We start from the raw sequence: 12,114 nt of genomic DNA on the forward strand, positions 1-12,114 counted from the left end.
AGGGTCAAGGTCAAGCGCGCGGCTCAGCCGAACCGGGGACCACAATCCTGTGACGGGCTCGTTACTGTGAAGCGATGGCCGAACTCGCCGATCCGTTGTCGTCGCAGGTCGTGTTGATCGGCGTCAGTGAATACGATTTCCTCCAGCCGATCCCGGCCGTGCGCAACAACGTCAATGACCTGCGGGCCGGGCTCATGCGGCCCGAGCTGTGGGGCGTACCGGCGCAGCAGGTGCACGTCGCGGACGGCCTGTCGGATCCGTCGGCGGCGATCGCGCTGATCCGCACGGCGGCGGACGACGTGGGACCGGACGGGCTGCTGCTCGTCTACTACGCCGGGCACGGGCTGCTCGCCCCGCACGACGGCTCGCTCGTCCTCGCGCTGCGCGGCACCGACCCCGCCCAGCCGGACCGGTCGGGGCTGCCGTTCCAGAGCGTGCGGCGCACGGTCGAGCGCAGCGGGACCGACCGGTGCGTCGTCGTGCTGGACTGCGGCTACGCGGACCGCGCCGGCACCCTGACCGGCGGGCTGCGGCAGTCCAGCGTCCTGGCCGCCGCCGGGCGCGACTCGGTCGCCCTCGCCCCGTCGGGGCACCACCACACCAGCTTCACCGGCGCGCTGCTGCAGGTCCTGGCCGGCGGGATCGCCGGGCTCGGCCCGACCCTGCTGGTCGGCGAGATCATGCGGGCGGTGACCCTCGCGCTGCAGGCGCAGGGCTTCCCGCGGCCCGAGTGGCAGGAGTTCGGCCCGGGCATCGCGCTCGTGCGCAACGCCGCGTACGAGGCCCCACGGCCGGAGGCCGCCGCGGGACGGTGGCACGCCGGCTTCCTCGCCGACGCCATCACCGGCGAGGACCGCCTCGGCGTCGACCGTGACGTGGACACGCTCAGCGACATCGTCATGGCGCAGGAGGTCTCCCCGCCGCTGGCGATCGGTCTGTTCGGCGACTGGGGCATCGGCAAGTCGTTCTTCATGAGCCGCATGTACGACCGGATCGGGGCGCTCGCGGCGATGTCCACCCGGGCTCGTACGGAGGGCCAGCCCACGGCGTACTGCGGCAGCGTATGCCAGGTCCGGTTCAACGCCTGGCACTACGTCGACGCCAACCTGTGGGCCTCGCTGACCGGCACCATCATGGACCGCCTCGCGGAGCAGCTCGACGACGCCGCCGCCGGCCGGGCGCTGGCCGACCTGCCCTCGGCCCAGGACCAACGCCAGCACCTGGAGATGCGGCGGCGGGCGGCGACCCGGCAGCTCGCGGAGGCCACCGACGACCTGCTGCGGCAGGAGCCGATCGGGCTGCGCGACGTGCTGGGCGCCGAGCCGGTCGTGGCCGAGGCGCAGAGCGCCGTGTCGAAGGCCCTCAGCAACGCCGGCGTCCCGCCCGAGGGCCTGGACCTGCGCGCCGTCACGCAGGAGGCGCGCGGGACGTTCGGCCGGTTCTTCGTCCTGCTCCGGCGCGGCACCTGGGCCACGCGGTTGTTGCTGGCGGCGCTGGTACTGCTGGCAGTGGCCGGACCGGTCGGCGCGATCGTCCTGGCGCGGCTGCACGAGACGCTCGCCGCGGCCGCCAGCGCCGTCGCGCCACTGATCATCGCCGGGCTCGGCCTGAGCAAGCTGATCGGCCGGGCGAAACCCGCCCTGGACAAGGCCGAGGCGGTGGTCCGTACGATCGACGAGCAGCGGCAGGAGCCGATCCGGGTCCGCCGGGAGGCGCTGCGCCGGCAGATCGAGCGGTACGAGGACGAGATCCGCACCCTCGGGGTCCGCATCGACCTGCTGGAGCAGGCGGGCAGCGTCCGGTCGTTCGCGGCCGACCGGTCCGCCGGCGACGACTACCGGCGGCACGAGGGCCTCGTCGCCGTCGTACGCCGCGACCTGGAGGAGCTCAGCCGGCGCCTGTCGGGCTCGACGGACGTCGAACGCATCGTGCTGTACATCGACGACCTGGACCGCTGCCCGCCCGGCCGGGTCGTGGACGTGCTGCAGGCGGTGAACCTGCTGCTGGCGTTCCCGCTGTTCGTGGTCGTCGTCGGGGTCGACGCGCGGTGGCTGACCCGGTCGCTGGAGCAGCACTACCGCGAGGTCCTCGGCGGCGCCGCCGAGGACGGCGACTGGTCCTCGACCCCGCAGAACTACCTGGAGAAGATCTTCCAGCTGTCGATCAACCTGCCGGCGCTGACGGACGACGGCTACACCAACCTGGTCCGCGACACACTCCTGCCGGACGTCGAGGCGGACACGGACCTGGAGCAGCCCGACGCCGCGCCACCGTCGTTTCCTTCTTCGGGGAACGGCGCGCCGGCGACTGCCACCGGTCCCGCCGGCACCGGCGCGGCACCGTCCGCCGAGGGCCGGCAGTTCGCACCGGTGCTGGTCCGCGGCGTCGACCTGCCCGACCCGGTCGTGGTCGCCGGGTTCACGGACGCGGACCGGTACCTGGTGGCGGTGACCGAGGACGGCACCGTCACGCGGTGGGACACCGCCCGGCCCGCAGATCCCGGCCGCCGTCGGCGGCTGTGGCAGGAGCCGGTCCTGGCCGCCGCCGTCGCCACGGACGGGCGGGTGTTCGTGGTGAGCGCCGACCGGTGCGGCCTGCTGGACGCGGTGGAGCTGTCGGTGCTGGCCGACGCCGCGTGGGACGGCGCCGCCGCCGACGACGGAGTGCTGGCCGGTGTGCGTCAGGATCCGTCGGGGCGCACGGCGGCGTGGATCGTGACGGCGCGGGCGTGGGTATCGGTCGAGTTCCCGGCCGACGGTTCGGAGCCGCCGGTGGAGGTGACGGCCGGCGAGTTCGGCGGGACCGTCCTGGCGACGCGGGACTGGCGGGTGGTGCAGCGGGGCGCGCAGATCGCGTTCGTTCCGTTGTCCGAGCCGGCTCCGGTCTCTGGGCCGGCTCCGGTCTCTGGACCGGCTCCGGAGGGGGCCGCTGTGCCGCGGCGGGGCGCGGCGGTGGCGGCCGCCGACCCGGCCGGCTCGGTGTTCGCCGTGGCCGTCCCGCACGAGCCGGGTGCGCGGCTGTGGCGGATCGTCGACGGCACCCCGCGGCACGCCCCGCTGCAGTCCGGCACGGGCACCTGCACCGCTTTGGCGGTCAGCGCCGACGGGACCCTCGCCGCGACCGCCGACCGGACCCTGCTGCTGTGGGACCTGACCGTCGACCGCTCCCCCGACCGCTTCGAACTGCCCGCCCTAGCCGAGCTGAACGCCGGCCCGCTCAGCCTGCCGGCGTTCAGCGCGGACGGGCGGCGGTTGGTGCTGCGGACCGGCCGGCAGCACCTCGCCGTGTACGCCGTCGCCAAGCCGGACATCCCGCCGATGGCGGCCCTCACGCTGCGCCTCACCGCCCAGGAGCGCCAGGCCCTCATCGACGTCGGCCCGCTCATCACCACGCCCCGGTCGGCGAAGCGCCTGGTCAACACGTACCGGCTGCTGCGCTCAGGCCTGAACGCGGCCGAGGTCGAGCGGCTGTGCGACCACGACCTGCGCACCGTCTGTCTCATGCTGGCCATGCAGGTCGGCTTCCCCGCCGAGACGGTCACCTTCCTGGAACGCCTCGCCGACGACGCCTCCGTCCCCGACCTGCTCGCCGACCTGCCGCCGGCGCTGCGCGGCCGGGTCCAGCGCATCACCGACGCCACCGAGGTCGACCCCGACCCCGCCACCTGGCGCCACTGGACCCCGACGGTCGCCCGCTTCTCCTTCCGCAGCCGCCCCCTGATGACCCGCTGAACGCCGCGGGGCGACTTGGATCATGATGGCCTTGATCGAAGGAGCGGAGTGGTCGCCCCGATGACCAGGACCATCCTTCGATCATGAGCCGCTCACCGCCAGCCGGTGACCGGCGCAGGATCACGACGTCGGCCTCGAACAGCACCGGCGCGGCGACCGTGCCCGGGCGGGCGTCACGGGACCCTGTCGACGTGGGCGCCCTGGAACGAGCAGTCGGCGTCGAGCGTCCGGGCCGGCCGGAGGGTGCCGGGGTCGAACGGGGTGCGCCAGGTGGTGCCGTTGCTCAGCGCCACCTCGACCTCGTGGGGCGCGACGAACCGGGCGCCGGTGAAGGTGACCTTCGGGTGGTCGTTGAAGACCGCCTCGACGCACGCGAGCGGGCGGGTCGACTCGCGGGTCAGCAGGCCGGCGGGGTGCGCGACGCGCAGCTCCTGGCGCACGGTGAGGCCGTTCTGCACGAGGTTGACGACCTGGAACTCGCCGGTGGTCGCGAAGACGGTGCGCCGCCAGCTCGGGTCGATCCACACGGCGACGACGCCGCCGCCGCAGAAGACGATGCCCGCGGCGACGGCGCAGACGACGGTGAGCGAGATGGCGACCGCCTTCTGGGTCGCGAGCAGCAGCGCCAGCACGCCGGCGGTGACGGGGAAGAGCGTCGCGACGGCGACGAAGGCGTAGGGGCCGTCGCCGAGGCCGACGTAGCCCCACGGGTTCCACGACGCGAGGGCGCCCAGGCAGCCCAGCACCGCGGCCACCACGACGGTCACCACGGCGGCGCGGCGGCGGGCCCGGGTGAGCGGCGGGACGGGTACCGGCGGCGGAGGCGGCGTCGTGAACGAGCTCATGCGCGCGATCGTGACAATCCCCGGCGCCCGGCGCTCGGCGCCGTCGTGATCATGACAGAAGCCCGCCGCACCGGACCGCGGGCCGTCACGCACGGCGACCGCGTTTCAGGCCGTGCCGCCGGCGGGCGCCGGCGTGGCGGTTACGGCTGGTCTTGGTGGCGGCGGATCATGCCCGCGGCCAGCGGGGCGTCGTTGAAGGCGCCGGCGGCGAGGCGGGACCTCACCGTGCGGCGGACCATGGCGTCGGCGAGGGAGGGGAAGTGCCGGGCCACGGCCATCTCGAAGCGGCCGCGGCGGGTGGTGGCGACGTCGCGCGGGGGTTTGCGGGCGGTGGCGGCGCGCAGGATCGCGGCGATGACGCCCTGGACCGGTTCGAGGCGGGACACGCCCTGCAGGGACAGGCCGGCGGCGGCGGTCGAGTCGTGGATCGGGGAGGCGACCATGCTCGGATAGACGACGCTCACCCCGACGTGGGTGCCGACCTCGAGGCGCAGCGCGTCGGCGTAGGCGACGAGGGCGCGTTTGCTGACGCCGTACGCGGCGGCGAGGGGCAACGGGAGCACCGCCATGCGGCTGGCGACGAACACGACCCTGCCGCGGGCCGCTTCCAGGGCGGGCAGTGCCGCGGCGGTGGTGCGCCACGCGGCGAGCAGGTTGACGTCGAGCTGGCGGGCGACGACGTCGTCCGGGGGAAGCTCCGCCGGGGCCGGGCCGCCGACGCCGGCGTTGTTGACCAGCAGGTCGAGGCCGCCGAGGTGGGCGACGGCGGCGGCGACGAAGTCCGGCGCGGCGGGCGAGGTCAGGTCGCCGGCGAACACGGTCACCGGGCCGTCGACGGCGACGAGGTCGATGCCGGCGACGGTCGCGCCCAGGTCGGTGAGGCGCGCGCAGAGCAGGCGGCCGAACGTGCCGTTGGCGCCGGTCACGAGGACCCGCTTGCCCCGGAGACCGGCCGCGGCCCCGGTCGGACGCGAATCCGTCACGATGCGGCCCGCTTCCGTCCGGCCGCCAGTTCGCGGGCGGCGAGGTCCAGGTACGCGTCGAAGTCGATCCGCATCGCCGGGCGGCGGGAGCCCCAGCGGTCCGTGGCGGCGCGCAGCTCCTCGGCGCAGTCCGAGCGCTGGGCGGGCAGCGGCGGGAGCGTGTACGTGCCGGCGAGATGCCCCGCGACCAGCCGGGCCTGGGCCTCGACGACGGGCAGCGCGGCGCCCGTGGACTGCATCAGCCCGACGAACATGAGGCCGGGCGCGTCGAGATGGAACACGTGGCGGAACAAGGGCAGCCGGTCGGCGCCGTCGCCGAGCAGCGCGGGGTCGAGGAAGGGCAGGTCGACGCGGTACCCCGTACACCAGACGATCAGGTCGACAGGGTCGCGGCGGCCGTTGGTGAAGACCACGCCGGCGCCCTCGAAGCGGGCGATCGCGGGGCGCACGCCGATCTCGCCGTGGGTGATGCGCGGCAGGAGAGCGTCGGACAGCGTCGGATGGTCCTGCAGGAACCCGTGGCTCGGCGCCGGCAGGCCGTACCGGGTGGGCGGGCCGACGGCGAGGCGCAGCATCGTCTGGCTGATGCGCTGCCGTGCCCGCCACGGCAGGCGCTTGGCGAGGGCGCCGTTGAGCGTGTCGGACGGCCGGCCGAACAGGTACTTCGGCACGACCCACACGCCGCGGCGCACCGACAGCAGCGTCCGGGCGGCGGCGTGGGAGGCGTCGACGGCGATGTCCATGGCCGAGTTGCCGCCGCCGACGACGAGGACGCGGCGGCCCTGCAACTGCTCGGGGCCGCGGTAGTCGTGGCTGTGCAGCTGCTCGGCGGTGAGCTCGCCCGGGTACGGCGGGTCGGGCAGCCTGGGCACGCTGTTGTGGCCGTTGGCGACGACGACCGCGCCGGCGGTGACCTCGATCGTCCCCTGTGGACCGTCGGCGGTGACCGTCCACCCGCCGGCCGGTGCCGGACGGACCCGGGTGACCACGTGCCGGTGCCGGATGGCGCCGGTGAGGCCGAACGTGGTGGCGTAGTCGGCCAGGTACGCCGCGATCTCCGTGTGGCCGGGGTAGTCGGGCCAGTCGGCGGGCATCGGGAAGTCGGCGAACTCGGTGCGGGTGCGGCTGGTGTTGAGGTGCAGCGTGCGGTACGCCGACGAGTGCGGCCCGCCGAACACCCACAGCCCGCCGGGGCGGTCGCCGGCGTCGAAGCACACGGCCGGCACGCCGGCGTCGGCGAGAGCCTTGAGCGTGGCGAGCCCGGCCGGCCCGGCGCCGATCACCACCACCCGGTATTCCAACACGTGTTGGATTGTGCGGTCAGCGCCGCCGGCCCGTCAAGGCCGGCCTCGCCGTGAGGGCCGTGAGGTCAGCGTCGCCGGCCCGTCACGGCTGGGCGTACATGCGGTCGAGCCAGCGGTGCACGAACGCCCGCAGCGCGAACCGGCTGTCGGCGGGGACGTCACCGTGCAGCCCGGTCACGGCGTGCGCGTGGACGGCCCAGATGAGGCTGCGCACGGCGAGGTGCGGCTGCGGCTCGTGCAGCACGCCGGCCTTGTCCGCGGCCGCGAGGACCTGTTGCACCTGCTCGTACAGCGGCATCGAGAACTGCTCGTCGATGCCGGCGTGCCGGTCCGGCTCCAGCCAGCGCCGCAGCCACAGGCCGGTGGTCTCGGGCCGCTCCTCCAGGAAGTCGACGAACGCGTCGAGCACCCGGTGCAGCGCGGCGAGCAGGTCACCGTCGGCGTTCGCCGCGGCGGCCGCGATGACCGGCTCGAGGGCCCGCCGCTCGGCCTCGAAGACGAGCGCGAAGCAGGCCCGGTACAGCCCGAGCTTGCCGCCCGCGTGGTGGTGCACGGTGGCCACGTCGACGCCCGCGGCATCGGCCACCGCCCTGACGGTGACGGCGTCGAACCCGTTGCGGGCGAACAGGTCCGTCGCGACCCGGAGGATCACCTCGCGGGTGTCGACGGCGTCCGCCGCGCGGGGGCGGCCGGGGCGTCGGCGGGTGCTGTTCAGATCTTCCATCGTCGCCTATTATCCATCGCACGTTGGATTCCGGGAGCGTGGTTGATGTCGGACGTCAGACTGCCCCTGCGCGGTCTCATCCCGTTCGCGACCGGGTCCGTCGGCATGGGCGTGTGGGTCACCGTGCCCGGCCTGCTCCTGCTGTACTTCCTCACCGACGTGCTGGCCGTCCCGCCGCTGCTGGCCGGGTTCGTGCTGCTCGCCCCGAAGATCCTCGACGTGGTGCTGCACCCGTGGGTCGGCCGCCTCTCCGACGCCGACCTGGCCGCCCGCGGCCACCGCCGCCGGCTCATGCTCGCCGGCTGCGCGCTCGCCGTCGCGTTCGCCGCGATGTTCGCCGTGCCCGGCGGCCTGCGCGGCGCCCCGGCCGGACTGTGGGTCGCGGTCGCGTTCATCGCCGGCAACCTCCTGTTCGCCGCGTACCAGGTCCCCTACCTTGCCACCCCGGCCGACCTGAGCATCGGCTACCACGAGCGCACCCGCCTCATGGGGTACCGGATGGTCGTGCTGACCGTCGGCATCCTGCTCAGCGGCGTCGCCGCGCCCCTGCTCGCCGGGCAGGACGACCCCACAGTCGGCGGGTACACCCGCATGAGCCTGTTCCTCGGCGCCGCCATGCTGGCCGCGATGCTGGTCGGCGTCACCGGCGTCGGGCGGCTCACCGCCGCGGCCCCGCTCGCCGCCACCGCCCGCCCCGACCGCCACGGCCTGCTGTCGTCCCTGCGCGACCCGCAGTTCCGCACCCTTACCGCGGCGTATCTGGCCATGTCCACGACGACCCACCTGGTGCTCGCCGCCGTTCCCTATTTCGCGGAGTACGAGCTGGGCCGGCCCAAACTCACAACCGTGCTGGTCGCGGCGTTCGTGGCACCGGCGATCCTCGCGACCCCGGTCTGGGTGGTGGTCGCCCGCCGCATCGGCAAGCAGCGCGGGCTGCTCGTGGCGCAGGCCGCGTTCGTCGCCGGCTCGCTCGTGCTGGCCCTCGGCGCCGCGGCCGGCCTGCCGCTGATCGTCGGCGCGGTCGCGGTGCTCGGCATCGCCTTCGCCGCCATGCAGCTGCTGCCGTTCTCGATGGTGCCCGACGTCATCGCCGCGTCCGGTCCCGACGGCACCACCCGCGCGGGCGGCTACACCGGCGTGTGGACCGCGACCGAGGCGACCGGCGGTGCCCTCGGTCCGTACGTCTACGCCGCCTGCCTCGCCGCCGGCGGATTCGTGGCCAGCGCCGCCGGCGAGCACACCACCCAGTCCCCCGGCGCGCTCGCCGCGGTCCGCTACGGGTTCGCCCTGGTGCCCGCCGTGCTCATGACCGTGGCCGTGGTGCTGCAGCGCCGGTACACCCTGGACAGCCGGCGATAGCGCCATTTCGGTCGCGGTACCGTGCAACCCTTCGGCCGGTGACCGCGTCATGATCTGTGCTACGCGATCCTGCCCCGGAGGTGCCCCTGTGACCGGACTGTCCCGCAGACGCCTGCTCGGCGCCGGACTCGCCGCGACGGGCACCGCGCTCGTCGCCGGCGGCTCAGCGGGACCGCGCCGGCAACCTCCGGCGCCCGCCCTCGCGCTGGCGGCCCGCCCGGTCGCCGCGCCGGCGCCGTCACCGTCCGCCGCATTGCCGTCACCGTCGCCGCTCGCCCCGCTGGACCGGCCGGTGTTCACGCTGGAGGAGTACCGGCGGCTGGTGCCCGGACCGGCGTTCCCCAGCAACGCGGTGGCGCTGACCATCGACGACGGCCCGCACCCCGTCTGGACGCCGAAGGTGCTGCGGCTGCTGGAGCGCTACCACGTGCCCGCGCTGTTCTGCCTCATCGGCAACCAGGTCCTCGGCCACGAGAACGTCGCCCGGGACCTGGTCGCCGCGGGTCACCACGTCGCCAACCACACCTGGAGCCACCCGGCGAAGATCGCCCACCTCGCCCCGGACCGCGTCCAGCAGGAGATCGACCGCGCCCAGGACAAGATCTACGACACGACCGGGAAGCTGCCGACCATCTTCCGCTCCCCCGGCGGCGCCGTCTCCCCGGCCGTGTTCGCCGCCGCCGCGCAGGCCAGGATGGTGCCGATCAACTGGACGAACGACCCCCGCGACTGGACCCGGCCCGGCACCCGCTCGATCACCGACCGGCTCCTCGCCGCCCGGCCGGGCCAGATCCTGCTCTGCCACGACGGCGGCGGCGACCGGGCCCAGACCTGCGCCGCGCTGGAGACCGTGATCCCGGCGCTGCAGGCGCGCGGGTACCACTTCGTCGCCCTCACCTAGAGGTCGTAACCGCCGGAGACCTCGATGTTCTGCGCGGTGATCCAGCGCCCCTCGTCACCGAGCAGACCGGCGATCACCACCCCGATGTCGTCGGGCTCGCCGATGCGGCCCAGCGCGGTCTTGGCCGCCAGCATCGGGATCACCTCGGGGTACGCCTCGAACGCCACCACCCCCGACGCGTCGGAGATCCGGGTGCGGGTCGGGCCGGGCGAGACCGCGTTGACCCGGATGCCGCGCGGAGCGAGCTCCTTGGCCAGGAATCGGGTCAGCACGTTCAGCCCGCCCTTCATCGTCGCGTACGCGGAGTACCCGGCGTCGACCAGCCCCGTCGGCAGCGCCGAGTTGCTGCTCACGTTGACGATCGCACCGCCCTCGCGCATCAGCGGCAGCAGCGACTGCGTCAGGAAGTACGGCCCCTTCAGCAGGACCCGCATGAACGTGTCGAACAGCTCCTCGGTCGTGTCCTCGAACATCGCCATCCCGCCGAACCCGGCGTTGTTGACCAGGTGGTCGAACATGTCGCGCTGCCAGGTGTCGCGCAGCGCGGCGACGACCTGCTCGCGGAACGCCGGGAACGTCTCGCTGCGGCCGATGTCCAGCCGCAGCGCGACGGCCGTGGCACCCTCCTTCTCCACGGCCGCGACCGTGTCCAGGACACCGGCGTGGTTGCCGCTGTAGGTGACGATCACGTCCGTCCCCCGTTTGGCCAGCTGGACCGCGGTGGCCTGCCCGATGCCGGAGCTGGCTCCGATGACGATCGCGACGCTCATTGGATGCACCATCCTGTTCACTCGTGGAATTCGGTACACCTCATTTCACAGCCATGACCTGCTGCGTCGGTAGAACGATGGTCGCTCGTACTTGCCTGATCCTCTCCTTGCGGACAGCCTCCGAGATGCGCTGTAATCGCCGGGTGGACGAACTACGCGCACTGCTGGAGCGGCACGCCCGCCCCGACTGGACCACCGCCATCGACGGCGTCATGATCGGCCGGGCCGAGCACGCCCACGAGTCGTCGGCCTCGATGTCCGGCGTGGTGCTGGCCCTCATCGCCCAGGGCGCGAAGACCCTCGCGCTCGGCGACCGGGTGTACGAGTACCGCGCCGGCCAGTACCTCGTCGCCTCCGTCGACCTGCCGGTGACCGGCCACTACACCGAGGCCAGCCCGGCCAGCCCCGCGCTCGGCTTCGGCCTGCGGCTGGACCCGTCGGCGATCGCGGAGCTGCTGCTGCAGGCGCACCCCGGCGACCTGGTCCGCGCCGACGGCGGCACCCCATCGGCCCTGGCCGTCAGCGACGCCCCGCCCGAACTCCTCGACGCCACCGTGCGCATGCTGCGCCTGCTCGACCACCCGCGCGACATCCCCGTGCTCGCCCCACTGATCAAACGCGAGATCCTGTGGCGCCTCATCACCGGCGACCAGGGCGCCGTCATCCGCCAACTCGGCCTCGCCGACAGCAGCCTGTCGCACGTCGCCCACGCGGTGCGTTGGATCCGCGACCACTACCACGAGCCGTTCCGCGTCGACGACGTGGCCAAGCTGGCCGGCATGAGCGTGTCCGCCTTCTACCGCAACTTCCAGGCGGTCACCGCGATGAGCCCGATCCAGTTCCAGAAGCAGATCAGGCTCCAGCAGGCCCGCCTGCTGCTGTCCACCAACCCGAAGGACGTCACCACCGTCGGCCACCGCGTCGGCTACGACAGCCCGTCCCAGTTCAGCCGCGAGTACCGCCGCCAGTTCGGCGCCCCGCCGAGCCAGGACGCCGCCCGCCTCCGCGAGCTCGCCCCCGTCGGCACCCCCCTGGTGCCATGACATCGCGCTCTGACGTCGCCGCGCTGTGGCAGCCTCATCGCGCCCTTCTTTGCTGCGCGGTGCCGAGTTCGGCGACATCGATGTAATCCTGCACCAGCTGCGCACCATGGCCGCCGCCGTACTGCCGCACAACACCACCCCGACCCACTTGCGATCTTGCCCGGTTGATCGAAGTCGCGCCGTGGCCATCCAGACGACCAGGACGCGACTTCGATCACCACGGCGGTCCGGCCGGCGGGCCGGCAACCACCGGATCCCGCACGCGCAAGGCTCCCGCCCGCGCGAGGTTGCCGAACACGGCGCAGGCAGCGCCAGCGGCAACGAGCACGACCGCCCAACCCACACCACGAGGACGTTCTCGCCGACGCACACCAGCGCACAACACCACCCCGACCCACTTGCGATCTTGCCCCGTTGATCGAAGTCGCGCCGTGGCCGTCCTGATGGCCAGGAC

The 12,114-nt window shown here is 73.8% G+C and carries 9 protein-coding genes; 4 read left to right on the top strand and 5 right to left on the bottom strand.

What is annotated here, in order from left to right:
• The first annotated feature begins 74 nt into the window (after positions 1 to 74).
• Entirely contained in the window at positions 75 to 3,731 is a 3,657-nt protein-coding gene (locus AB0H83_RS09905) for a P-loop NTPase fold protein (RefSeq protein ID WP_360089831.1), read from the top strand.
• Between the two features lie 173 nt (positions 3,732 to 3,904).
• Here AB0H83_RS09905 and AB0H83_RS09910 read toward each other — a convergent pair whose 3' ends face one another.
• The 4 genes from AB0H83_RS09910 to AB0H83_RS09925 all read right to left on the bottom strand — a co-directional run bounded on the left by AB0H83_RS09910 (position 3,905) and on the right by AB0H83_RS09925 (position 7,587).
• Positions 3,905 to 4,576 carry a hypothetical protein gene (locus AB0H83_RS09910; RefSeq protein ID WP_360089834.1) on the bottom strand — a complete coding sequence of 224 codons (672 nt, stop codon included), beginning with the start codon at positions 4,574 to 4,576 and terminating at the stop codon, positions 3,905 to 3,907.
• A 140-nt stretch (positions 4,577 to 4,716) separates the two neighbouring features.
• On the bottom strand, positions 4,717 to 5,559 hold the full coding sequence (locus tag AB0H83_RS09915) for an SDR family NAD(P)-dependent oxidoreductase (protein ID WP_360089837.1): 843 nt from the start codon (positions 5,557 to 5,559) through the stop codon (positions 4,717 to 4,719).
• Positions 5,556 to 6,863 carry an NAD(P)-binding domain-containing protein gene (locus AB0H83_RS09920; protein WP_360089840.1) on the bottom strand — a complete coding sequence of 436 codons (1,308 nt, stop codon included), beginning with the start codon at positions 6,861 to 6,863 and terminating at the stop codon, positions 5,556 to 5,558. The genes AB0H83_RS09915 and AB0H83_RS09920 overlap by 4 nt, the downstream gene beginning before the upstream one ends.
• A gap of 82 nt (positions 6,864 to 6,945) precedes the next feature.
• Positions 6,946 to 7,587 (bottom strand): TetR/AcrR family transcriptional regulator, encoded by a 642-nt coding sequence (locus tag AB0H83_RS09925; protein ID WP_360089843.1) that lies wholly within the window; start codon positions 7,585 to 7,587, stop codon positions 6,946 to 6,948.
• A gap of 45 nt (positions 7,588 to 7,632) precedes the next feature.
• Between AB0H83_RS09925 and AB0H83_RS09930 the strand changes: the two genes are divergently transcribed.
• Positions 7,633 to 8,946 carry an MFS transporter gene (locus AB0H83_RS09930; protein ID WP_360089846.1) on the top strand — a complete coding sequence of 438 codons (1,314 nt, stop codon included), beginning with the start codon at positions 7,633 to 7,635 and terminating at the stop codon, positions 8,944 to 8,946.
• A gap of 88 nt (positions 8,947 to 9,034) precedes the next feature.
• Entirely contained in the window at positions 9,035 to 9,847 is an 813-nt protein-coding gene (locus AB0H83_RS09935; RefSeq protein WP_360089849.1) for a polysaccharide deacetylase family protein, read from the top strand.
• Here the strand turns inward: AB0H83_RS09935 and AB0H83_RS09940 are convergent.
• The gene (locus AB0H83_RS09940) at positions 9,844 to 10,617 is read right to left on the bottom strand and encodes an SDR family oxidoreductase (RefSeq protein ID WP_360089852.1); all 774 of its coding nucleotides are present in this window, start codon (positions 10,615 to 10,617) and stop codon (positions 9,844 to 9,846) included. The two genes, AB0H83_RS09935 and AB0H83_RS09940, sit on opposite strands and share 4 nt — an antisense overlap.
• Positions 10,618 to 10,760: 143 nt before the next feature.
• Between AB0H83_RS09940 and AB0H83_RS09945 the strand changes: the two genes are divergently transcribed.
• The gene (locus AB0H83_RS09945) at positions 10,761 to 11,660 is read left to right on the top strand and encodes an AraC family transcriptional regulator (RefSeq protein ID WP_360089855.1); all 900 of its coding nucleotides are present in this window, start codon (positions 10,761 to 10,763) and stop codon (positions 11,658 to 11,660) included.
• The last annotated feature ends 454 nt before the right edge of the window (positions 11,661 to 12,114 follow it).

The organism is Dactylosporangium sp. NPDC050688 (assembly GCF_040654515.1).
GTDB lineage: Bacteria > Actinomycetota > Actinomycetes > Mycobacteriales > Micromonosporaceae > Dactylosporangium.